The sequence below is a fragment of the Pseudomonas aestuarii genome (assembly GCF_027988105.1).
GTDB classification, from domain to species: domain Bacteria; phylum Pseudomonadota; class Gammaproteobacteria; order Pseudomonadales; family Pseudomonadaceae; genus Aquipseudomonas; species Aquipseudomonas aestuarii.
Genome location: NZ_JAQJZJ010000017.1, coordinates 35960 through 57985, shown reverse-complemented (window position 1 = coordinate 57985; position 22026 = coordinate 35960). Strand labels below are relative to the sequence as shown.

Annotated in this window: 18 protein-coding genes and 2 pseudogenes; 13 read left to right on the top strand and 7 right to left on the bottom strand. The window is 60.4% G+C overall.

Annotation, left to right across the window (positions count from 1 at the left end):
- From PH586_RS22940 to pobA, 3 genes are all read right to left on the bottom strand, one after another.
- Positions 1-289 (bottom strand): LasR-specific antiactivator QslA (locus tag PH586_RS22940; protein WP_271350126.1); only part of this gene is annotated, 289 nt, incomplete at its 3' end.
- The gene (locus tag PH586_RS22935; protein WP_271350125.1) at positions 282-557 is read right to left on the bottom strand and encodes a hypothetical protein; all 276 of its coding nucleotides are present in this window, start codon (positions 555-557) and stop codon (positions 282-284) included. The genes PH586_RS22940 and PH586_RS22935, both read right to left, overlap by 8 nt.
- A gap of 1090 nt (positions 558-1647) precedes the next feature.
- The gene (gene pobA / locus PH586_RS22930; RefSeq protein ID WP_271350124.1) at positions 1648-2832 is read right to left on the bottom strand and encodes a 4-hydroxybenzoate 3-monooxygenase; all 1185 of its coding nucleotides are present in this window, start codon (positions 2830-2832) and stop codon (positions 1648-1650) included.
- A gap of 140 nt (positions 2833-2972) precedes the next feature.
- Here pobA and PH586_RS23810 point away from each other — a divergent pair, with 140 nt between their 5' ends.
- The 9 genes and pseudogenes from PH586_RS23810 to fdhA all read left to right on the top strand — a co-directional run bounded on the left by PH586_RS23810 (position 2973) and on the right by fdhA (position 12053).
- Entirely contained in the window at positions 2973-3842 is an 870-nt protein-coding gene (locus tag PH586_RS23810; RefSeq protein ID WP_271350123.1) for a helix-turn-helix domain-containing protein, read from the top strand.
- 13 nt (positions 3843-3855) lie between these two features.
- Positions 3856-4782 carry a pca operon transcription factor PcaQ gene (gene pcaQ, locus PH586_RS22920; RefSeq protein ID WP_271350122.1) on the top strand — a complete coding sequence of 309 codons (927 nt, stop codon included), beginning with the start codon at positions 3856-3858 and terminating at the stop codon, positions 4780-4782.
- Positions 4783-4901: 119 nt separating this feature from the next.
- Positions 4902-5621 carry a protocatechuate 3,4-dioxygenase subunit beta gene (pcaH, locus tag PH586_RS22915; RefSeq protein ID WP_271350121.1) on the top strand — a complete coding sequence of 240 codons (720 nt, stop codon included), beginning with the start codon at positions 4902-4904 and terminating at the stop codon, positions 5619-5621.
- A gap of 13 nt (positions 5622-5634) precedes the next feature.
- Positions 5635-6243: a protocatechuate 3,4-dioxygenase subunit alpha gene (gene pcaG, locus PH586_RS22910; protein WP_271350120.1), complete on the top strand. Its 609-nt coding sequence runs from the start codon at positions 5635-5637 to the stop codon at positions 6241-6243.
- 204 nt (positions 6244-6447) lie between these two features.
- The gene (locus PH586_RS22905) at positions 6448-7809 is read left to right on the top strand and encodes a 3-carboxy-cis,cis-muconate cycloisomerase (protein ID WP_271350119.1); all 1362 of its coding nucleotides are present in this window, start codon (positions 6448-6450) and stop codon (positions 7807-7809) included.
- A gap of 10 nt (positions 7810-7819) precedes the next feature.
- Positions 7820-8609: pseudogene (gene pcaD / locus PH586_RS22900) on the top strand (3-oxoadipate enol-lactonase).
- Between the two features lie 94 nt (positions 8610-8703).
- The gene (pcaC, locus tag PH586_RS22895) at positions 8704-9096 is read left to right on the top strand and encodes a 4-carboxymuconolactone decarboxylase (RefSeq protein WP_271350118.1); all 393 of its coding nucleotides are present in this window, start codon (positions 8704-8706) and stop codon (positions 9094-9096) included.
- A gap of 537 nt (positions 9097-9633) precedes the next feature.
- On the top strand, positions 9634-10587 hold the full coding sequence (locus tag PH586_RS22890) for a PDR/VanB family oxidoreductase (RefSeq protein WP_271350117.1): 954 nt from the start codon (positions 9634-9636) through the stop codon (positions 10585-10587).
- Between the two features lie 266 nt (positions 10588-10853).
- The gene (gene fdhA, locus PH586_RS22885) at positions 10854-12053 is read left to right on the top strand and encodes a formaldehyde dehydrogenase, glutathione-independent (RefSeq protein WP_271350116.1); all 1200 of its coding nucleotides are present in this window, start codon (positions 10854-10856) and stop codon (positions 12051-12053) included.
- A 297-nt stretch (positions 12054-12350) separates the two neighbouring features.
- Here the strand turns inward: fdhA and PH586_RS22880 are convergent, their stop codons facing one another.
- The 3 genes from PH586_RS22880 to PH586_RS22870 form a co-directional block, all read right to left on the bottom strand.
- Positions 12351-13115, bottom strand: a complete 765-nt coding sequence (locus PH586_RS22880; protein WP_271350115.1) for a hypothetical protein — start codon at positions 13113-13115, stop codon at positions 12351-12353.
- A gap of 99 nt (positions 13116-13214) precedes the next feature.
- A complete protein-coding gene (locus PH586_RS22875; protein WP_271350114.1) occupies positions 13215-14156 on the bottom strand; it encodes a VOC family protein in 942 nt (313 codons plus the stop codon).
- Positions 14157-14178: 22 nt separating this feature from the next.
- Entirely contained in the window at positions 14179-15336 is a 1158-nt protein-coding gene (locus PH586_RS22870; RefSeq protein WP_271350113.1) for an alpha/beta hydrolase family protein, read from the bottom strand.
- A gap of 605 nt (positions 15337-15941) precedes the next feature.
- Between PH586_RS22870 and PH586_RS23785 the strand changes: the two are divergent.
- Both PH586_RS23785 and PH586_RS23780 read left to right on the top strand, forming a co-directional pair.
- Positions 15942-17012: pseudogene (locus tag PH586_RS23785) on the top strand (HAMP domain-containing protein); the annotation flags it as partial.
- Positions 17007-17876: a methyl-accepting chemotaxis protein gene (locus tag PH586_RS23780; protein ID WP_408637043.1), complete on the top strand. Its 870-nt coding sequence runs from the start codon at positions 17007-17009 to the stop codon at positions 17874-17876. The pseudogene PH586_RS23785 and the gene PH586_RS23780, both read left to right, overlap by 6 nt.
- Positions 17877-17935: 59 nt before the next feature.
- Here PH586_RS23780 and PH586_RS22860 read toward each other — a convergent pair whose 3' ends face one another.
- Positions 17936-18877: a LysR family transcriptional regulator gene (locus PH586_RS22860; RefSeq protein ID WP_271350111.1), complete on the bottom strand. Its 942-nt coding sequence runs from the start codon at positions 18875-18877 to the stop codon at positions 17936-17938.
- A gap of 258 nt (positions 18878-19135) precedes the next feature.
- Between PH586_RS22860 and PH586_RS22855 the strand changes: the two genes are divergently transcribed.
- Positions 19136-20260, top strand: coding sequence for an FAD-dependent oxidoreductase (locus PH586_RS22855; RefSeq protein WP_271350110.1), 1125 nt, complete (start codon positions 19136-19138; stop codon positions 20258-20260).
- Between the two features lie 120 nt (positions 20261-20380).
- Entirely contained in the window at positions 20381-22024 is a 1644-nt protein-coding gene (locus tag PH586_RS22850) for a DUF1302 domain-containing protein (RefSeq protein ID WP_271350109.1), read from the top strand.
- Positions 22025-22026: the final 2 nt, after the last annotated feature.

Below are 22026 nucleotides of genomic sequence, written 5' to 3'. Positions count from 1 at the left end.
TCAACGCCGCATCCTTGATTAGCTCACCGCTACACTGTGGCGAGCATAAACGCTGATGGATGCGGCTGAGGAAGCCGACTTCGAAGGCCCGTCTCTCTATGGCGCAAGGCAATAGATCGCGCTCGGCAATCATAACGCCCCAAAGCCAGCCGCTATGGGCATTGTCGAGCCAGGTCTGGGCGAAGCTCACGCCTTGGTTGAAGGCCAGCCGACAATCCGCCGCCCAGGTGATCTCCATGCCAGGATGACCATCGTGCGGGGGAAGCAAGGTCATGATGCCTTTACTCATGGCTGACACCTCCTCGCGCTTCGGACAGCGCGCGCCGATAGAGTACGACCATCTCGTCGAGCAGATCCTGGGCGGCATAGGTCGCGACTCGCAGCCGCAGATTCTCCGGCTGGAAGCCATCCTGCCCAGACATCTGATCGAGTAAGTCGCCGAGCATAGTCGCACGCAACTCGGCAGCAGCTTCTACAGGAAGAGGGGAGGGCTCGGATTCGTGCAGCGGACTTGGCCGCCGTGGAAAAGGGACAACGCAGGTTTCGAACTCAGCCATGGTACACCTGTAGATGGCTATCAAAAACCGCATCTATCCGGCGAATTAGCGCCCCAGGCGGCGAGCACGCCGTGATCACGACGATTCTTCGCGTCGAACTGATCGGAATGAGGGGCGGATATGGGGCAGGTACCGTATCGACTGCTGACAGGCACGGCGTTTCGACGTAGATAGTGGGTGCCGATCAAAAACGACGCGACACCGGGGCCAACCGCCAAGTCTTTCCCAGTGCCGCGCCCCACCCCGCGCTGGGCGCGGTTGCGTGTAAGTATCTCGCTACCTCGTGGGTGGGTCCAGTGACATCGGCCAGGATCGTCGATGGAAACCACTTCCCGCCTGTTCAATTGCGCCGGTTGCCGGCGCCAGTGCCTGATCTGCTCCGCCTGCGATCGCGGCCAGCGCTACTGCGGTTCGGCGTGCGCGCAGACGGCTCGTGCGGCGTCGCGGCGGTCCGCTGGCGCCCGCTATCAGCGCAGTCGCGCCGGCCGGTTCAGGCATGCCGAACGCCAGCGCCGGTACCGCGCCCGGCGACAGAAAGTGACGCATCAGGGTTCCGCCGCGACACCGGCCGAGGTCTCATCTGCGGCCCCGGTGCCCGCCGCCGCGCTGGCTGATCCCCCGCTCAAAAAGCCGTCGGCGCCGGCTTATCCACCGCTCTGTCCCTTGCTCCTGGTGTTGACCCTGAGAACGCGTGGCGTCAGGTCCTGCGTGAATGCAAACCATCATCGAAGAGCTCTATCCGGAGTGGGCGTTGCAGGGCTGCAATACTTGCCAGCACGAAAGCGAGTTGCTGGTTGTGGGTTGGATATCGTACCTATGCAGTTTCGCGGGGCAGGGCTGAGTTATCGACGATCCTCATGATGATTTCACCACCAAGGAAGGTATTGTCATGTCCCACTTCATGTTGTCCCGCCGCGCCGGCCAATCCCTCGACCGGTTGAATCTACAATCGATACCGGACACACCGAGCAGCAACAGCTAGGTTCATATTGCTGTGACGAACCTTGGGATGCACCCACTTTGCGTTGCGAAAGCTTTGCCTTTTGTAAAAAACGCCCAGAGCATTGCTACTGCAGGGAGCCGGATAAACTTACTCGATGGCTTCGTAGGGCAGCCCGACGTAGTTTTCCGCAATGGTCTTGCGCCCGGCCTCAGATCCGACGAAATAGTCCAGCTCGGTCTGCTGCATGCGCTGGCTGAAGGCGTCCGTGTCGGGAAACTTGTGCAGCATCGAGGTCATCCACCAGGAAAAGCGTTCGGCCTTCCAGATGCGCTTCAGACACACTGTCGAATAGCGCTCCAGCAGATCGTTGCGCCCCTCGCGATAGACCTTGAGTAGGATGCGGTACAGCGTGCTGACATCGCTGGCAGCGAGGTTCAGGCCCTTGGCGCCGGTTGGTGGAACGATGTGTGCGGCATCGCCAACTAGGAACAAGTGGCCGTACTGCATGGGCTCGACCACGTAGCTGCGCAGCGGCGCGATGCTCTTCTCGATGGATGGGCCGGTGATCAGGCGCGCGGCGGTTTCGGCCGGAAGGCGACTTTTCAGTTCGTTCCAGAAGCGTTCGTCGGACCAGTCCTCGACCTGCTCATCACTGCCGACCTGCACGTAATAACGGGTACGGGTTGGTGAGCGCATGCTGCACAGGGCGAAGCCACGTTCATGGTTGGCGTAGATCAGCTCCTCGTTGACCGGCGGAGTGTCGGCCAGTACGCCCAGCCAACCGAACGGGTAGACCCGTTCGAATTCCTTGAGAACGCCTTGCGGAATCGACTGGCGCGATACGCCGTGGAAGCCATCGCAGCCGGCGATGTGCTCGCAGTCCAGGCGCACCGTTTCGCCGTTATGGGTGAAGCTGACATGCGGCCGCTCGCCCTTGAGCTCGTGCAGTTGTGCGTCCGTCACGTTGTAAAGGGTGATGCCGCCGCTGGCCTGGCGCGCGTCCATCAGGTCGCGGGTGACTTCGGTCTGACCGTAGATCATCACGGTCTTGCCGCCGGTGAGCTCGCGCAAGTCGATGCGTTCGCGGCGGCCGTCGAAGGCCAGTTCGAAGCCGTCATGCACCAGCCCTTCGCGGTCCATGCGTTCACTCACGCCGGCCTCGCGCAGGAGGTCGACCATGCCCTGTTCCAGCACGCCGGCACGGATGCGGCCGAGTACATAGTCGGGACTCTGGCGTTCGATGATGATGTTGTCGATACCGGCCTTGTGGAGCAACTGGCCGAGCAGGAGACCTGACGGGCCTGCACCGATGATGGCAACTTGGGTTTTCATTGTTATTGTCCTCGGGGTATCGGCAGCGGCAATTGCTGTCGCTGGGGCTTGATTGGTTTCCCTGTATTTTTGGTGGATTAACAACGGTTTTGAAGGCACTATTCGATTATATTTATGGACTTTTCGAAGGTTTCTGCTCGATGAACAAAGCCTCTGTCGTGGCAGTGCCTGTGTTCAAACTGTACGGCGAGACGGCTGCCTGGCCGACGCCGGATCTGATCCATTGCGAGTCGATTCCCGAGCGCAGTCGTCAGCACGAGTGGGAGATCAAGCCGCATCGACATGGCGATCTGGTGCAATTGCTGTACGTGCAGGGTGGTCGCGCCGAGTTGGAAGTAGAGGGCGTGGTCAACCGTGTGCAGGAGCCCTCGCTGCAGGTGGTACCGGCGCTCAGCGTGCATGGTTTCCGTTTTTCCCAGGACATCCAGGGTCACGTGCTGAGCTTGGCCCTGCCGCTGGTGGAGCAGCTCGGTACGGTGCTCGACAGCCTGCCGCTGACGCGCGCCGCCTGCTACCCGGTGGGAGAGCAGCAGCGTTACCTGGATGCACTGTTCGACTCCATCTCTGTGGAGTACAGCGAGCAGCAGCCGGGGCGCGAGCTGATGCTGCAATCGCTGATCAGCGCCTTGCTGGTGTGGGTCGGGCGCCGCTCACTGGCGCTGACACATGCCGAGACGCAGAGCACGGACCGTGGTCGTGATCATTTGCAGCGCTTTACCCGCCTGCTGGAAATTCATTTTCGCGAGCACCTGGCCATCGAGCGTTACGCTGCCGAACTGGGCATCAGCGCCGCCCACCTGAATGCTCTGTGTCGGCGCCTGGCTGGGCAGTCGGCCTTGCAGCTGATCAACCAGCGCCTGTTGCTGGAAGCCAAGCGCTGCCTGGTCTACACCGCGATGACCGTCAACCAGGTATCGGACAGCCTGGGCTTTTCCGAACCGGCGTATTTTTCCCGCTTCTTCAAGCGTGGCAGCGGGCAGACGCCCAAGTCCTTCCGCCTGCAACGTTGAGCCAGAGAACCGCATGAACATCGACAACCGCATCAAGTTCCGCCACCTGCTGTGCTTTCTCGAAGTCGCCCGCCAAGGCAGTCTGGCGCGCGCTGCCGTGGGCTTGGCGATCAGCCAGCCGGCGGTGTCGAAGACGCTCAAAGAGCTGGAGGAAATTCTTGCTGCCCGCCTATTCGAGCGCAGTAAGCAGGGCGTCACGCCGACCGCTGCCGGGCTGGCCTTTCTGCGTTACGCCGGGCCCAGCGTGCAAGCTCTGCGCGAGGGCGTGCGCAGCCTACGCAGTGGCGAGCATGAGGCCGGGGTGGTGCGCCTGGGCGTGCTGTCGACGGTGGAAAGTTCGCTGCTGCCCGAGGTGGTGCGGCGCCTGCACGAGCAGCACACGGCCCTGGTGGTCAGTGTGGTCACTGGACCTAGCGCGCATCTGCTCGATCAGCTGCGCGTCGGTGCGCTGGATCTGGTGGTCGGGCGCATGACCGACAGCCCGCAAATCGAAGGCCTGACCTTTGAACACCTGTACAGCGAATCGATGCTGCTGGTGGTGCGTCCCGGCCACGCGTTGTTGCAGGTCGATCTACGTGACCGCAGCCGCCTCGGCGAATATCCTGTGGTGCTACCGCTGGCCGGAACCACTATTCGCCGCTCTGCCGATAGTCTCTACGTGCAATGTGGTGTCGTCATGCCGCAGCAGCGCTTGGAAACACTATCGGTCGCCCTCAGTCGGCGTTATGTGCAGTGCAGCGATGCGGTGTGGATCGCGCCGCAGGATGCCGTGCGCCAGGATCTGGCGCGTGGCGAGCTGATTGAGTTGAATATTGGTCTGCAGGAGCCTGGTGGCTCGGTGGGTATTTGCAGTAATCCTACGGCGGCACTTTCGTTGGCGGCGCAGTGGTGTTGCGAGACCTTGCGCTCGGCGGCAGCTGAGTATCGCTCACATCCATAACCAAATGGTTATGGTTGTGAGCGATATATTCAATTTTCAGCCTTGTGATTCTAATTGAGACTGGTTGCTATGCCTGAGCCTGCAGGCCGCGGCATCCATTCCAACTAGAGGAGATCGACATGTCTGACGCGGAACATAGCCGCTTCGTCATTCGCGACCGTAATTGGCACCCCAAGGCCTTCACTCCGGACTACAAGACCTCGATAGCTCGCTCGCCGCGCCAGGCGCTGGTGAGCATCCCGCAGTCGATCTCGGAAACCAGCGGTCCGGACTTCTCGCACCTGAAGATGGGGCAGTATGACAACGACCTGCTGCTCAACTTCAATAACGGTGGCCTGCCGATCGGCGAGCGCATCATCGTTACCGGGCGGGTCATGGATCAGTACGGCAAGCCGATTGCGCATACCCTAGTGGAGATGTGGCAGGCCAACGCTGGCGGGCGCTATCGGCACAAGAACGACCGCTATCTGGCGCCGCTCGACCCCAACTTCGGAGGCGTCGGCCGCACATTGACCGATAGCCAAGGCAATTACAGCTTCCGCACCATCAAGCCCGGGCCTTATCCCTGGCGCAACGGCCCGAATGACTGGCGTCCGGCGCATATTCACGTCTCCATCAGTGGCCCGTCGATCTCTACCCGCCTGATCACCCAGCTGTACTTCGAGGGCGACCCGTTGATTCCGATGTGTCCGATCGTCAAGTCGATCGCCAACCCGGATGCGGTGCAGATGCTGATCGCCAAGCTCGACATGAGTGCGGCTAACCCCATGGACTGCCTGGCCTACCGCTTCGATATCGTGTTGCGCGGGCAACGTCAGACCCATTTTGAGAACCGCTGAGGAGGAACCGAACATGCCTACCCAACTGCTGCCGGAAACCCCTTCGCAAACCGCTGGCCCATTCGTGCATATCGGCCTGGCCCTGGCCGTCGCCGGCAACCCGAGCCGCGAGCAGGAAGTCTGGAACCAGATGGCCAAGCCTAGCGCGGCGGGTGAGCACATCACTTTGATCGGCCAGGTCTTCGATGGTAACGGACATCTGGTGCGCGACTCCTTCTTGGAGCTTTGGCAGGTTGACCACAAGGGCGAGTTCGACCACGCGTTCGATGTGGAAAAATCCTTCAACAGCTTCGGGCGTACCGCCACCACCTTCGATTCCGGCAGCGAGTGGCATGTGCAGACGGTCAAGCCGGGTGTGGTGAAGAATGCGGCCGGGGTGCCGATGGCACCGCACGTCAACATCAGCCTATTCGCCCGCGGGATTAACATTCACCTGCAGACCCGCCTGTATTTCGAAGATGAATCTGAGGCGAATACTCAGGATCCGATGCTCAACTTGATCGAGCAGCCAGAGCGCCGTGCCACCCTGATTGCCAAGCGCTGCGAAATTGACGGCAAGACTGCCTACCGCTTCGACATGCGCATCCAGGGCGAAGGCGAGACGGTGTTCTTTGACTTTTAGTGCGCCGGCTGGCCACTGAAAGTGTATGAACACTTGGCGCTCTAGATTGCCAAGAGCACCGCGTGAGGTTTGCATCACCGGCTCGTCTGCGATCATTGGGGTATCGGAAACCCGGTCGTCAGGCGGGCTCGCTCATGCAAATACTAGTCGTGCGGCATGCACTGCTATACAACAAATCATCGTCCTACTTACTGGAGCATCGGTTTGAACCGCCCGAGCAACCAACTCTTCGACGCCTATTTCACCCAACCGGCCATGCGTGCGATCTTTTCCGATCACGGCCGGGTGCAGGGCATGCTGGATTTCGAGGCCGCCCTGGCGCGAGCCGAGGCGAGCAGTGGGCTGATTCCGCAGGCGGCGGTGCCATTTATCGTCAACGCTTGCCACGCCGAAGGCTATGATTTTGCCGCGCTGGCCCAGGCCATTGTCACAGCCGGTAACTCGGCCATCCCGCTGGTAAAGGCGCTGGGTCGACAGGTCGCGGCGCAGAGCACTGAGGCTGAACGCTACGTGCATCTCGGTGCGACCAGTCAGGACGCCATGGACAGTGGGCTGATCCTGCAGCTGCGGGCGGCCATCGCACTGCTGGAGCAGGATCTGGCGCAATTGGCGGCGGCCCTGGCCGTGCAGGCTGAGCGCCATGCCGATACCCCGCTGGCTGGGCGCACCTGGCTGCAACACGCCACTCCGGTGACCCTGGGGATGAAGCTGGCCGGCGTGCTCGGCGCGATTACTCGCAATCGCCAGCGCCTGGCCGAGCTCAAGCCGCGCCTGCTGGTGCTGCAGTTCGGTGGCGCTTCCGGCAGCCTGGCAGCGCTTGGCGAGCAGGCCTGGCCAGTGAGCGAAGCCCTGGCCCGCGAACTCGATCTGCAACTGCCGGAGCAGCCCTGGCATACCCAGCGCGACCGTCTGGTGGAGTTCGCCAGCCTGCTCGGCCTGATCTCCGGTAGCCTGGGTAAGTTTGGCCGCGACATCAGCCTGCTGATGCAGACCGAGGCTGCTGAAGTTTTCGAACCGGCTGCGCCGGGCAAGGGAGGTTCCTCGACCATGCCTCACAAGCGCAATCCGGTCAGCGCCGCTGTGCTGATCGGCGCTGCTACCCGCGCGCCCGGTCTTGTTGCAACGATGTTTAGCGCAATGCCGCAGGAGCACGAACGCAGCCTCGGGTTATGGCACGCCGAATGGGACACCCTGCCTGAGCTCTGTTGCCTAGCCTCCGGCGCACTGCAGCAGGCCCTCCTGCTGGTGCCAGGATTGGAAATGGATGCCGCACGCATGCGCGCCAACCTCGACCTGACTCAGGGCTTGGTGCTGGCCGAGGCGGTGAGCATCGCCCTGGCCCAGCGCATCGGCCGCGATGTCGCCCACCATCTGCTCGAACAGTGCTGCAAGCAGGCCGTGCTTGAAGGTGTGCATCTGCGTCAGGTACTTGGTAGCAATGCCGAGGTCAACGCACAGCTGTCAGCCGAAGAGATTGATCGCCTGCTCGATCCGGCTCTGTACCTGGGCCAGGCACGCCGCTGGGTCGAGCGGGCTGTGGCCGAACACCAGGATTTTTCGAATTAGGAGTTTTTGCATGCCTGACGTACACCTCGCCGGTGGCGATCTTTATTACAGTCTTGAAGGCCCCGTGGATGCGCCAGTGCTGGTGCTGTCTAATTCGCTGGGTACCGATTTGCATATGTGGGACGCGCAGATCCCGGCCTTCGTCGAACATTTCCGCGTACTGCGCTACGACACCCGTGGCCATGGCCAGTCGCTGGTGACCGAGGGCAGCTACAGCATCGAGCAAAAATGGCCGCGACGTGCTGGCTTTGCTGGATGCGCTGGATATCGAGCGCGCCGCGTTCTGCGGCCTGTCCATGGGTGGCCTGATCGGTCAGTGGCTGGCGATCAACGCACCGGCGTGTATCCAGCGCCTGGTGCTGTGCAATACCGCGGCGAAGATCGGCAGTCCGGATGTGTGGAACCCGCGCATCGAGACCGTGCTGCGCGACGGCCAGGCGGCCATGCTGGCGCTGCGCGATGCCTCGATTTCGCGCTGGTTCACTGCGGGATTTGCCGCGGCCGAGCAGGTCAAAGTCGAGCCGGTGGTCGACATGCTCGCCGCCACCTCGCCGCAGGGCTATGCAGCCAACTGCGCAGCGGTACGTGATGCCGACTTCCGTGAACAGGTCGGCAGCATCCAAGCGCCGACCCTGATCGTCTGCGGCACGGCCGATGCGGTGACCACCCCGGAGCACGGCCGTTTCATGCAGGAGCGCATCCGTGGTGCCGAGCTGGTCGAGTTGCACGCCGCGCACCTATCCAACGTCGAGGCCGGAGAATTGTTCACCCGCCGCGTGCTGGACTTCCTGCGCGCCTGAAATGTTTTGGTGCGCGTGGCACACCCTTCGGCGCCCCACGCAGCGTCCGTAGGGCGCGCCATGCGCACCACCTTTAAACTACCTGGAGCTCGAAATGGACGAGAAACAACGCTACGAAGCCGGCATGCAGGTGCGCCGCGCGGTACTCGGTGATGCCCATGTCGAGCGCAGCCTGCAGCACCTGACGCCGTTCAACCAGGAGTTCCAGGAAATGATTACCCGGCATGCCTGGGGCGATATCTGGACTCGTCCCGGCCTGCCGCTGCACACCCGCAGCCTGATCACCATCGCCATGCTGATCGGCATGAACCGCGAGGGGGAGTTGCGGCTGCACCTCAAGGCGGCGAAGAACAACGGCGTGACCCGTGACGAGATCAAGGAAGTGCTGATGCAGAGCGCGATCTACTGTGGGATACCGGCGGCCAACGCCACCTTCCACTTGGCCGAGGAGGTATGGGACGAGATGGGTGTGGAGTCAATGAAGTAGTAGCAGGTGATTTGAGGCCGCCCTCGATTGAGGATCGTTAAACTTGTTTCAGGCCGAAATGGCCCGCCTAAGAGGGGTATCTAGTTTCTAGATACTCGCAATTCTTACTAACGATTGGTCAAATCACTTGCGACTTTCTACCCTGTGCTGCAAAGGGACGCACAACGCTGGCGGGAGGGTCGTGTCGGCATAGCATCCCCAATACCGCACAAACGCGTACGCTCGCATATTCGTGCTAGCACAATTAAAACTAACAGATTTCTTATTAGCGAAAGCAGCAGGTTTTTGTCTTGCCTAGCTTGGAGCCGATCGAGAGTGAACCGTTGGAGATCGAGCTGCGGTGTTTCATGCAGCGGTGCTTCGAGCACTGCGCGTCCATCAGCGAGAAATCAATCCTTGCTGAAGCTCACTGTAGCACTTGTTTGACTAGTGCTGCAGTCGACCCAACTTGTCCTCTTGTCGCGTGAGCTGCGCGGCTATCCACGCCGTTCAACGTATCCGCGTGGTCCCGCCCTATATTCCACGAGGTAGAACACCATGATCGACGTCACTGTCACTCGCAAAAACCTGGAAGCCGAAGGCGTATATAGTTTCGAATTGGCCCGGACCGATGGGCGGTCATTACCGCCGTTCAGCGCAGGTTCCCATGTCGATGTCCACCTGCCTAACGGGCTGGTACGGCAGTATTCGCTGTGCAATCACCCCGACGAGCAGCATCGCTACCAAATCGGGGTCTTGCTCGACCCAGTATCGCGAGGTGGCTCCCAAGTCATGCACGAATTAGTTGACGAGGGCACTCAGCTGCGTATCAGCGAGCCCCGCAACCTGTTCCCGCTAGCGCATGGCGCCAAGCGCTCGTTGCTCTTCGCTGGTGGTATCGGCATCACGCCCATCCTCTGCATGGCTGAGCGCCTAGCGCAGATTGGCGCGCAATTCCAAGTGCATTACTGCAGTCGCTCACAGGCGCGCACTGCCTTTGTTGAACTTATGCAGGGTTCCTGCTTTGCCGATCGGGTGAACTTTCACTTCGATGATCGCGGTGATGAGCAGAAGCTCAATGCAGGGCAGGTCCTGGCGGGCTATACCGAAGGGGATCATCTCTATGTTTGCGGTCCTGGTGGGTTCATGGCGTTCGTCTTGGCTCAGGCGCAGGCGGCGGGGTGGCCGGAGGCGAGTCTACATCGCGAGTATTTCAGCGCAGAGCCTCAGGTACACGCGAATGACGGGAGCTTCGAGGTACAGTTAGCGAGTAGCGGCCACTGTTTGCTGATTCCAGCCGATCGTTCAGTTGCCGACGTGCTGTTGGAGGCTGGTATTGACTTGCCGCTTTCGTGCGAGCAAGGCATTTGTGGTACTTGCCTGACCCGAGTGCTGGAGGGAGAGCCTGACCATCGCGACATGTTCCTCACCGTGGAGGAACAGGCTCGAAATGACCAGTTCACACCATGCTGCTCCAGGGCGCGAACTCCGCGCCTGGTGCTTGATCTCTAGCCGAAGGTTCAACCCGGAGTGGGCCGCCCGCCTCGCTCTGCTGCGTGCTCAAGAAGCTATCCGGTTGGCTAGCACGTTGAGTAGCTCAAAATTTGCACCGCGATTGCCATTACTTGATTGAGGAGAACTTTTGGGATCGGAGGCCTCGTCCTGCGTTCGCATGCTTTAACGACTGCTGAGTGTTCAGTGGGCGCAAATCGACTGGGTAAGCGCTCGCTGATTTTTTCTATTTTGCGTAAATCCCTAAGTGCATTGAAGGAGGTTGTATGTCTGGTAATCGTGGTGTCGTCTATCTCGGCGCGGGTAAGGTCGAGGTACAGAAAATTGACTATCCGAAAATGCAGGATCCGCGCGGCAAGAAGATCGAGCACGCGGTGATTCTGCGCGTGGTATCAACCAACATCTGTGGTTCGGACCAGCACATGGTGCGCGGCCGTACTACCGCACAGACCGGCCTGGTGCTGGGTCACGAGATCACCGGCGAAGTGATCGAGAAGGGCCGCGACGTCGAGAACCTGCAGATCGGCGATCTGGTCTCGGTACCGTTCAACGTCGCCTGCGGCCGCTGCCGCAGCTGCAAGGAACAACACACCGGCGTCTGCCTGTCGGTCAACCCGGCCCGTCCGGGTGGCGCCTATGGCTACGTCGACATGGGTGACTGGACCGGTGGCCAGGCTGAGTACGCCATGGTGCCGTACGCCGACTTCAACCTGCTCAAGCTGCCGAATCGCGACAAGGCGATGGAGAAGATCCGCGATCTGACCTGCCTGTCCGACATCCTGCCGACCGGCTACCACGGCGCCGTCACCGCGGGCGTCGGCCCTGGCACCTCGGTGTACATCGCCGGTGCCGGCCCGGTCGGTCTGGCCGCTGCCGCCTCCGCGCGCCTGCTCGGCGCCGCCGTGGTCATAGTCGGTGACGTCAACCCGGTGCGCCTGGTGCATGCCAAGGCCCAGGGCTTCGAGATCGCCGACCTGTCGCTGGACATTCCGTTGCACGAACAGATCGCCGCCCTGCTGGGTGAGCCGGAAGTCGATTGCGCGATTGACGCGGTGGGCTTCGAAGCGCGCGGTCATGGTCACGACGGCGTGCAGCACGAAGCTCCGGCCACCGTGCTCAACTCGCTGATGGGCGTGGTCCGGGTTGCCGGCAAGATCGGCATCCCCGGCCTGTACGTGACCGACGATCCAGGTGCGGTCGACGCCGCCGCGAAGAAGGGTGCCCTGAGCATCCGCTTCGGCCTCGGCTGGGCCAAATCGCACAGCTTCCACACCGGCCAGACCCCGGTGATGAAGTACAACCGCCAGCTGATGCAGGCGATCATGTGGGACCGCATCAACATCGCCGAAGTGGTTGGCGTACAGGTGATCAGCCTGGACGACGCGCCGAATGGCTATCACGAGTTCGACGCCGGCGTGCCGAAGAAATTCGTCATCGACCCGCACAAGCTGTTCAGCGCGGCCTGAAAACCGAGTCCCGGCTGGATCAGTCGCCCCTCGGTCCTGAGCACCGAACCGTCTCGGAGTCGAACTGTAGGCTCCGAAAAAACGTATTCCCTCCGGGGTGGAGCGGTTTCGGCTGCTCGTCTCTCCTTTCACAGCCTAGGGCCTGAAGTGTTGTCGCCCATGTCCTGTACACTGGTGAGGGTAGTTTTGTTGGTTTATCGAATAACGAGGCCTGACGCATGCCGGCGCACAACGCTGGCGGGAGGGTCGTGTCGACATAGCATCCCCGATACCGCACGGGCCTAACTTTACGGCTTGCTACGGCTCAGTGATCTCACCCTGCGTAAGGGGCAGGGAATTCAACGTTCGAGTGATCTTCCCCAGATAGTAAGCGGCACTCTCCTGGACTAAGTCCTCGCCATGTTCTAGTAAGCTTCTTCGAACAAAGTAGTAGTTTCTGCGGCTCGTACTAATAACATTGCCGTGATTCGGCCAAAGCCCCTCCGTTTTATCAAAGCCATCGATTATTTTTCTGTCGAGTGCCTTGAAGGGATCACTGCTGTTGTCGCTCAAGAAGAACCGCAGTGCCCCGAATGTGCGGGTCTGATAGAGCAAATCCATTCGAGCAAGATTGAGGCTAAGCGCGTCAAGCGACTCTTGAGCGGGTGACAGTGGTTCCGTCGCGTACAGTTGAGCTGCGCGGTTGTCTAGATCGGCGTGGGCCTGGAGAATCGGGTTTAGCCAGTGCGAATAGCGTGGTTCATCGTTAGACGGTAGTCGCTCAAGTTCGGCGAGAAGCGTTTCCATTATTTCTAACGGCGCTGCTAATCGTGTGTCTCGTACTGGGTCAACCAGTCCACGTAACTGCTTGAGGCTTTGCCGGTATTCCTCAGCATGGCGAGGATCCCGCCCGCCGTCACGGCGATCCACATTTGGGTTGAAGTACAGTATCGCGCTGTTGCAAACATCGAATGCCTTGTTGCGGATGGCCTGCAAATTCCGAGCGGATTCGCTAGCGCTGGCAAAAATGGGCCCGGCGAGCAGGGCTATCAAAAATACGCGGTTGAACACTCGATTGAGCATGTGACGTCCTGGCTTTTCTTATTTTGGTTTGGCTTTTCGGTCATTGCCGGGCCGTGATCCCGCAATGAAAAAGCCCCGGTTTCCCAGGGCCTCAATGGATCAGTGCGGAACATCTGGGCCTGGCCCGCCTGGCGACCATTTCGGGCGATGCTCGAAAAGGAAGTACTGCGACGTGTCAGCACTGATCGGCGCTTCGCGGGCCGCCCAGCTGTCGTCATGCAGGTCCATATCGGCGTCGTATTCGACGTGGCAACCCAGCGGGCTATTGAAGTACCAGAACCAGTTCGAGCCAAACTGATGACGGCCCGGCCCCCAGAATGACTGGTATCCTTTCTCGACGAAGCGGTAGCCCGCCATCATCACTTCAGTTGGCCCGCCCATGTGGAACGTGAAGTGCTCGATACCCTTCATGAATGGCGGCGTCTCGATCATGAACAGCGTGTGGTGGTCCAGGGTGCCGGCGGGGCGCAGGAACGGCCCGACACCGACAAAGCGATCGGTACAGACGAAGCCTAGGCGCGCGTAAAAGGCTTCAGCCTTTGCGAAATCCGGTACAAAGTAGACGACGTGCGACAGGCTGCGTGGTAGCGCAGGCATGTCTTGTGTCGCGCCTAGTTCATTTGCGGGGCGCTGCGGCTTGTCGCCGGGCGCATTGACGCGCTCGGCGGGCAGGTCGATCGTGCGGCGTTGGCAGAGCTGGAAACCGAGCGCGAAGCCCATGTCGTCGACACAGCGCAACACGCCGTCGGTGCCGCGCGTGATGCTGCGATCCTTAGACAGTTCCTCTTCGATGGCCTGCAGCGTCTGCTCGTCGGCAACGCCGTAGACGGTTTCGCGCAGCATAGTGGAGGTTTCCATCGCGGCCGGCAGGCTCGGGTCTGCGCGGTGGCGGATGACCACGCCGGTGCCGTCGAGCGCCTCGAAGCGTCCGCCCTTGTTGGTCATGTCAATGGGCTTGAGGCCATAGTCGGTCATGTACTGGCAGCAGGCTTCGACGTCGTCGACGCCGAAGACCAGGTAATCGGGTCCGATGATGTTCACGGGCAACTTCCTCTTGTTCTTGTTAGGCGACGTGGCCGCCAAGGGTTTCCGCGATCCAGTCGGCGATGAGGTGGCCGGCGTTGATCGGGTTGTCAAAGCTGGAGTGCTGCACGCCGCCTTCACGATCGGTGAAGATCTTCAGTTCACGCTTGGGGCTATTGACCAGTTGCTCGTAGGTGCGATGGGCCCACTTGAGCGGGATCTGTGAGTCCTTTTCGCCGTGGGTGACGAGGAACGGGACCTTGATGCGCTCGACGACGCCGTCGAGGTGGACGTTCTCGGCGATCTGCATGAATTCCTCGGTGTCTTTGCCGCCCCAAACCCAGCGCACGTGATCCCAGTAATGTGGCACCGGGAAGTCACCTTCCTTCTCCAGGCGACGCTTTTGCACGTCACGCCAATCGTGGTTGGCCCCCCAGATCACGCCGCAGGCGTAACGCGGCTCCATGGCCACTACGCGTGGGCAGTAGTAGCCGCCGAGTGATACGCCTTCGCAGCCGATGCGCTTGGCATCGATGTCGGCACGGGCGGCGAGCCAGTCGAACACCACGCTGCCCCAATGCTCGGCGTCGTAGCGGGCCTTCATATCATGCAGGCGTAATGCTTCGCCGGTGCCGGGCTGGTCAATCAGTAGCGAGGCGACGCCGCGCTTGGCCAGCCAGAAGGGTAGGCCGACGCGGTATTTCATTTCCTTGGTCGAATCCAGTCCGTTGAGCTGCACCATCACCGGTTGCGGACCCTCAACACCCTCTGCGCGCACATACAGGGCGGAGATCACCTTGCCTTCGTAGGGGATTTCGACACGCTCGCAGTTTTCTTTCGACAGTTGGATACCGCGCGCAAACACGTCAAGGAAGCGTTGGTAAAGCTCCAGTCGTCCTGGCGCGCCGTGCGCTTGCAGACGCTCGCAGGTCAGGTAGTAAGTGGCGGCACGGTTGTACTTCTCGCCGGCGGAAAGCAGGTGGCCCTTGGCTTCATCTTCCTGCGCCATGTCGAACAGTTTGTCGGCCATCTTGGACCAGGTCTCGCGGAAGGCGCGGGTACCGGATGCATCCGGCTGCTTGGCTGCGTCCTGTAGCGGTTCACACATCTCGACGATCTCACCCATTTTCGCGCCCATCTCGATGGCGAGGTCGACGGAGAGATTCCATACATAGTTGGTGGGGAAATAACGGAACATCGGTTGTTTTCCTTTCTAGTTTCTAGTTGTTTTTCGGCTTGCCCGGTAGGTGGCGCTCTTGCAGGGGCGCGGTTTCAAACGCGGGGGCTAATGCCTCGGCTTTGTCTGGTACTGAGCATAAGGGTGAAGTTAGGCGGCCCTCATCTGAGGAGTGGCGTCCCAGGTCAATTCGTGCTTGGCGGGGCCGAGCAAGGCTGCCGCACATGGCAGGAAAATCGCACGCGTACCTGGTTGGCACAAATCGCTTGTAAGGATGGGAGGCATCGGTAAACGCGATACCTATTGAGTGATCGTTCGCCTAGCGCGGCTATTTCCTGGAGGGTTCGGGGAGGGTATTCAACCTATCCGCGTTTGCGATGGCTTGCATCGCCATTGGTGATTAGCCGAGCGGGGCGTGCACTGGGTAGGCTCCAGGCGCTTCGAAGAACAAGAAGAAGACCTCATATGCTCAGCTCGCCATGGCGCCCCACGGCACCAACTCTCAGGTGCAGCCTCGTCCCGCCGCAGGCATTGCGGCTTATGCTTCCTACGACCGATCAAGCCCTCATCCGCCACGACACCGCGGCGACCTGCACTTCTCTTTCGTTGCGTAAAAGGTGGTCCCTATGATGGCTCGTGTACTGGGCAACCTGTCAGTGGGTACCAAGTTGTCGCTCGGTTTCGGCTTGGTGCTGTTATCTACCCTAGGAGTTGCAGCGACGGCGTTTTATGCCTTCAACATGCTTGAAGCACGAGCCGAGAAGACGCGCGACGTGGCATCCGTCGAGTCGCTGATGCTGCAAGCGCGGGTAGCGGTAAAAGCCTTCGGCCTGGAGTTGGCTGAGGAGGAGGCCAGCAAGGTTGCGGGCCTCACCGGTGAGCTCATCTCTTTGTTACAAAAACCTCCAGCAGATACCGGGCAGGGCGATTCCCTCGAGGCGGCAAGCACTTATCTCGCCCAGTTCGAGCGGTACGCCCAAGCCCAGCGCGATGCCCGCGCGGCGCGCTTGCGCATGCAGCAGGCGGCCCAGGCGCTTGGCGAGCGATTCACCGTAGTGGTGTTGGACCAGCTCGACGCGGTCAACCTCCTCGCCGAGCAGGCGCAGCCGGCTGATTCAGTGCGCATGCTGCAGCTTGAACAAGCCTCAATGCTGCGTGACAAGCTGGCAAACCTGCGTGACAGCGAACTCTATTTTACCCTGGACGGCAGCACCCAGGTGCGCAACGACTGGGAGACGCGGATGATGGACCTGCGCTCGTACATGGAAAACTTAGCGCGGCGGCTCGAAGGCGTGGAGCAGGAATCGCTGACCCAGGCGAGTGCGGCGCTGGGCGAATACCGCTCCGCGTTCGGACGTTATGCCGCAAGCCGTACGCAAACCACCGATAGCCAGGCGGCGATGAATGTCGCAGCGGACAAAGTGACCGCTCTGCTTGGGGCGGCCCGCGCCGCGCAGGTGCAGGCCTCGCAGGCGATGAGTCAGCGGGTATCCCGGCTGCTTGGGGGGATTGTGTTACTGGCGCTCAGTTTAGGCATCGGCGCTAGCCTAGTGATTCGCTACTTGATTTTACAGCCGTTGCGTCAAGCTGTTGAGCTTACTCGGCGGGTGGCATCAGGAGATCTTAGCGCACACGTCGATGCGTCTGGCCGGCGTGATGAGCTGGGGCAGTTGCTCGCCAGCGTTGGGGTCATGCTCGACAGTTTGCGCGGGCTGGTCGGGCGGATCGGCCAGGGTGTCGGGCAGCTAAACCAAGCCGCTAACGGTCTGGTGCATGTGACCGAGCGTACTCGTCAGGGAGTCGGCTCGCAGCGTGAGGAGACTGAATTGGCGGCCACCGCTATGCAGCAGATGGCTGCTACCGCGCAAGACGTCGCGCGCAATGCCAGCCAGACCCGCGACGCGGTTGCGCAGGCAGATAGTCAAGCGCGTAAGGGCGAGGAGTTGGTGCGTCAGGCGACGACCAAGATCGGTCACTTGGCCCAGGAGATGAGTGGGTGCTCCGAAGCGATGGGCTCGCTGCTCAACGAGAGCGCGGCTATCGGTAAGGTGCTCGATGTGATCAATGCCCTGGCCGGGCAGACCAATCTGCTGGCCTTGAATGCTGCAATTGAAGCAGCACGTGCCGGCGAAAATGGTCGTGGTTTTGCTGTGGTGGCGGACGAGGTACGCAACTTGGCGCGGCGCACACAAGCCTCCACTGACGATATCGCCGCCATCATCCAGCAACTGCGGACCGTAGCTGAGCAGGCGGCGAGTCGCTTGCAGGGGAGTCAGGCGCTGACCGGCGAGAGCGTGGTGCTCGCCGCACAAGCGTCGCAAGCGCTGCAGGAAATCGCCGCGGCGGTGTCGACAGTTGAGCAGATGAGTCAGCAGATCGCCGCAGCTGCCGAAGAGCAGAGTGCGGTGGCTGAACAGGTTGGCGAAAGTATGGAGCGAGTACGGACGGTAGCGGAGCAGAGTACCGAGGAGAGTCGGTTGCTGGAGGCCTCGGTGCTCGAGCTGGAACAGGTGGGCGGTGCGCTCAACGCGGCGGTTGGAGATTTTCGGACGACGGCCTGACGCTGGTTCGCAAGCGGGGGAGGGGCGGGTCGATCATGCACGCTAGCCCCCAGCTATTTTCAGGTAGGCATAGAAATTTCGTAGCGCTCGCAGGGCGGCATCGCCTGGGCGGTCTTGATGATCTGTTCGCGCACCCATCGCAGCATTGGGTCGCGGTCCATGCTGCGATGCCACACCAGATGCTCCTGCATCAATGGCAGCGGAACAGGCGTCGGGATGATCCGCAGTGGGTAGTGCTGCGCATATAGCTCGGCCAGCCGCCGGTGCATGGTGACGATGCGCTCGGTCCCGACCACCAGCTGTGGCAGAGTGTTGAAGTCATGGGTAATGACTTCAAGCCGGCGCGTGCATTTGTACTGACTCATGAAAAAATCTTCGATGGTGATGCGCCTACTGCGACCGAGGCCCACGGTGATGTGACCCATATCCAAGTATTGCTCAATCGAGATGCGTTCGCCCACGGTCTTATTGCCAGCCCAAACCACACACACGTGTTCCTCCTCAAACAGCAAATGCGAGGGATGGTTCTCGGTGAGGTAATGCTCGGGAATGATCAGCATTTCTACGGCGCCTCGCGTCAGCAAGTCGAAGGCTGTGTCGCCAAAGGCCAGCATTTCAAAGGTGATATGCGGCGCCTGTTCGGCGATCTGCTGAAACGCCTTGGCGAGCATGACGCTGATGACATAGTCCGACGCGGCTATGCGGAAATGCCGCTTGCTCTCCGCCGGCTGATGGACCGGCCTGGCGGTAATTGAGGACTGAATAGTCATCAGTACTTCCCGAACGGGAAGCTCCAGCTCCCTGGCCAGTGGCGTGGGCATCATCTTGCGCCCGATCTGGACTAGCAGGTCGTCATCGAAATAGGTCCGCAGCCTCGCCAGCACGCCGCTCGTAGCCGATTGGGTCATGTGCAGGCGAGTCGCCGCGTGGGTGATGTTCTGTTCTTCCAGCAGCACATCAAGGGCGACCAGTAAATTAAGATCGAGATGGTGAAAGCGCATCGCGGTAAGCCTTTTTAATATTTATTTTCGCGATACTTTCCATTCCAACTCACGATTAGTCAAATTCCTTCTCCCGCCCTAGTTTGTGTTTACAACGAACGTATGTAGGCAGCGACTTCTTGCACTGCGCAATACGGTCTCGTACGAACGTCCGTCGAATACAAGCGTTGGAGAGTCACCGATTTTGGGTGCCGGCTGTTTGTGACGCTTGAGCCCGACGGAATCGCTCAGCAGATAACAAGAACAAGGGAAAGCATCATGCATGAAGTAAAGAAGGTTCTGATCGTCGGTGGCGGGATCGGTGGCCTATGCACTGCCATTGCGTTACGCCGCGAAGGGGTGCAGGTCGATCTGGTCGAGCTTAAGTCCGAGTGGACAGTCTACGGGGTCGGCATCATCCAGCAGAGCAATGTGGTCCGCGAAATGGCACGGCTCGGCGTGCTGGATACGTATCTGAAGGCCGGCTACGCCTTCGAGGATGTATGCATCTACAACCTGCAAGGCAACCAGCTGGCGCGTATCCCTGGCCAGCGTCTAGCCGGGCCTGATTATCCGGCCAACATGGGCGTCTCGCGTTTGGCGCTGCATCAGGTGCTCTCCGAGAACGCGATGGACCTCGGTGCGCACATCCGGCTGGGAACTACGGTCGAGCGTCTGGAGCAGGACGCCGCGGGCGTAGACGTCGAATTCACCGACGGCAGTAAAGGCCGTTACGATTTAGTGGTTGGTGCCGATGGCGTCTATTCCAAGATCCGTCAGATGCTGTTCGGTGACCAATACACGCCGCGTTTCACTGGCCAGGCCGTGTGGCGTTACAACTTCCCGCGTCACCCCAGTATTGATCATCTGGCGAGCTACCAAGGCGTCGACGGCAACGCGGGGCTGGTCCCGCTCGGCGAGCACCTGATGTACATGTTCTCCACCTCGCACGAGCCGGATAACCCGTGGATGGATCCGAATAAGCTGGCCGAGCTGATGCGCGACCGCATCAAGAATATCGGCGGGCTAGTCGGCGAGTTGCGCGATCAGATTACCGATAACAGCCAAGTTGTCTACAAGCCCATGGAAGTGCTGTTCGTCAACGAACCCTGGTTCCATGGCCGAGTGATCCTGATCGGCGACGCCGCCCATGCCACGACTCCGCATCTGGGGCAGGGCGCTGGCATGGCCATTGAGGACGCCATCGTGCTGAGTGAAGAGGTGCGCGGCGCGGACTCCATCGACACTAAGCTTGGCCGCTTCATGCGGCGGCGTTTCGATCGCTGCAAGTACATCGCAGAGCAATCCATCCTCGCCGGTGATAAGGAAATGGCTCACGACCACGCCTTCGATCGGGTCGGGATGGTCAAGGAAATGCTCAAACTGACCGCTCAGCCGATCTGATCGCTAGCAGGCGCAGGACGTGTCTGCCCGCGAAGGAGATACTCCTGCCTGGCGCTGCGCGCCAGCGAAAGCAGGGGGAGTTAGAAAAGGTTAATCAAAACAAAAAAAGAGGGTTCTATCATGGTAATTCCAGCGACTACCACACCAATACGTGCCGCGCGTAAACCGTTCGTGCTAAGCCTACTTGCCATCTCGATAGGCGCCATCGCCCCGATGACCCAGGCGATGGAGCTCGATACCGGCAATCCAGATCTCAGTGTGCGCTGGGACAATACGGTGAAATACAGCAATGCGTTCCGCGTCAGCGGCCAGGACGACGAGCTGATCAGCAACATCAACCAGGACGATGGCAATCGTAACTTCGAGCGAGGTTTGGTATCGAACCGCTTCGACATCCTCTCCGAAGTGGAAGTGATGTACGGCAGCAACTTCGGGTTGCGTGTATCCGGCGCCGGCTGGTACGACAGCGTCTACAACAGTGGTACCGATCACGACAACCCGGCTAGCTGGAACTTCCCGAGCACCAAGGTCGGAGAGTTCCCAGATGGGACGCTTGACCTGCATGGCCGCGATGCCGAGTTTCTCGACTATTTTTTGCTCGGTCGCTTTGATATCGGCGGGCGGAACCTGACTGCCCGCCTGGGGCAGCACGCCTTGATTTGGGGTGAGAGTCTGTTCTACGGAGCCAACGGCATAGCCGGTGGCATGCAGCCGGTGGATATCGTTAAGGCACAATCAGTGCCCAACACTCAGTTCCGTGAGTTAATCCGCCCGGTCGAGCAGATTTCGGCGCAGTTCGACCTCACCCCGGACATCACTCTAGCGGCTTACTACCAGTTTGAGTGGGAAGGGCACCGCCTACCGGGTGCTGGCAGCTATTTCAGCGTTGGCGACATCGTGGGGGACGGTTCCGAAAATGTGTTGTTCGGACCGCAACCCTTCGCACCAAGCGCCCCGGTGATCTACAACAAACCCAAGGATTCCGGGCAAGGCGGTATCAGCATGCGTTTCCGTCTACCCGATGGTAATGCTGAATACGGTCTGTACGCTATCCAGTACCACGCCAAGACCGGGCTTTCGCAAACCCGTTTCACCAAGCCTGGTCCTCCCACCAGTTTCGAGTGGGCTTACGGCGAAAACATCAAGGCCTTCGGTGCCAGCGTGAGCAATACCTTCGGTCCGGTGAATCTGGGCTTGGAAGTATCCACGCGGCGCAACAGCCCGCTCGTGTCGAGTAACGTATCCATCTCTCCCGGCCAGGTCGAGGATAACGATGACAACGCTGCCTTCGCTAAGGGCAACACGTTGCATGCACAACTCTCGATGATCGCCACGCTGCCAACCAACCCGCTGTTCCGAGAGTCGAGCCTGGTCGGTGAAGTGGCGTGGAACCGTGCGTTGAGCGTGACCGATAATCCTGAAAAGGTCGATCCCAACACGACCCGCGATGCCTGGGGCTTCCGCGCCGTGTTCACGCCGACCTATCGTCAGGTGGTGTCGCAGCTCGACCTGAGCGTACCGGTCGGCATCGGTTACAGCCCCAAGGGCGCCTCGCGTGCGGTCGGTGGCTTCGGCGTAGACCGTGGCGGCGACTTCAACATCGGGGTACGTGGCACTTATCTGCAGGATTGGAACATCGGCGTGACCTACACCAATTTCTTCGGCGATCGTGGGCACTTTCTCAACGCGGCCAACCAATACAGCTTTGATCAGCCTCTGGCCGACCGCGATTTAATTTCGGCCTACATAAGCCGCACTTTCTAAGG

Excerpts from the sequence above, each read along its gene's own strand:
- fdhA (WP_271350116.1), top strand. The coding sequence starts at position 10,854 with ATGTCTGGTAATCGTGGTGTCGTCTATCTCGGCGCGGGTAAGGTCGAG.
- PH586_RS22860 (WP_271350111.1), bottom strand. The coding sequence starts at position 18,877 with ATGCGCTTTCACCATCTCGATCTTAATTTACTGGTCGCCCTTGATGTG.
- pcaG (WP_271350120.1), top strand. The coding sequence starts at position 5,635 with ATGCCTACCCAACTGCTGCCGGAAACCCCTTCGCAAACCGCTGGCCCA.
- PH586_RS23810 (WP_271350123.1), top strand. The coding sequence starts at position 2,973 with ATGAACAAAGCCTCTGTCGTGGCAGTGCCTGTGTTCAAACTGTACGGC.
- PH586_RS22850 (WP_271350109.1), top strand. The coding sequence starts at position 20,381 with ATGGTAATTCCAGCGACTACCACACCAATACGTGCCGCGCGTAAACCG.
- PH586_RS22880 (WP_271350115.1), bottom strand. The coding sequence starts at position 13,115 with ATGCTCAATCGAGTGTTCAACCGCGTATTTTTGATAGCCCTGCTCGCC.
- PH586_RS22890 (WP_271350117.1), top strand. The coding sequence starts at position 9,634 with ATGATCGACGTCACTGTCACTCGCAAAAACCTGGAAGCCGAAGGCGTA.
- pcaC (WP_271350118.1), top strand. The coding sequence starts at position 8,704 with ATGGACGAGAAACAACGCTACGAAGCCGGCATGCAGGTGCGCCGCGCG.
- pobA (WP_271350124.1), bottom strand. The coding sequence starts at position 2,832 with ATGAAAACCCAAGTTGCCATCATCGGTGCAGGCCCGTCAGGTCTCCTG.
- pcaH (WP_271350121.1), top strand. The coding sequence starts at position 4,902 with ATGTCTGACGCGGAACATAGCCGCTTCGTCATTCGCGACCGTAATTGG.
- PH586_RS22855 (WP_271350110.1), top strand. The coding sequence starts at position 19,136 with ATGCATGAAGTAAAGAAGGTTCTGATCGTCGGTGGCGGGATCGGTGGC.
- PH586_RS23780 (WP_408637043.1), top strand. The coding sequence starts at position 17,007 with ATGCTCGACAGTTTGCGCGGGCTGGTCGGGCGGATCGGCCAGGGTGTC.
- pcaQ (WP_271350122.1), top strand. The coding sequence starts at position 3,856 with ATGAACATCGACAACCGCATCAAGTTCCGCCACCTGCTGTGCTTTCTC.
- PH586_RS22935 (WP_271350125.1), bottom strand. The coding sequence starts at position 557 with ATGGCTGAGTTCGAAACCTGCGTTGTCCCTTTTCCACGGCGGCCAAGT.
- PH586_RS22870 (WP_271350113.1), bottom strand. The coding sequence starts at position 15,336 with ATGTTCCGTTATTTCCCCACCAACTATGTATGGAATCTCTCCGTCGAC.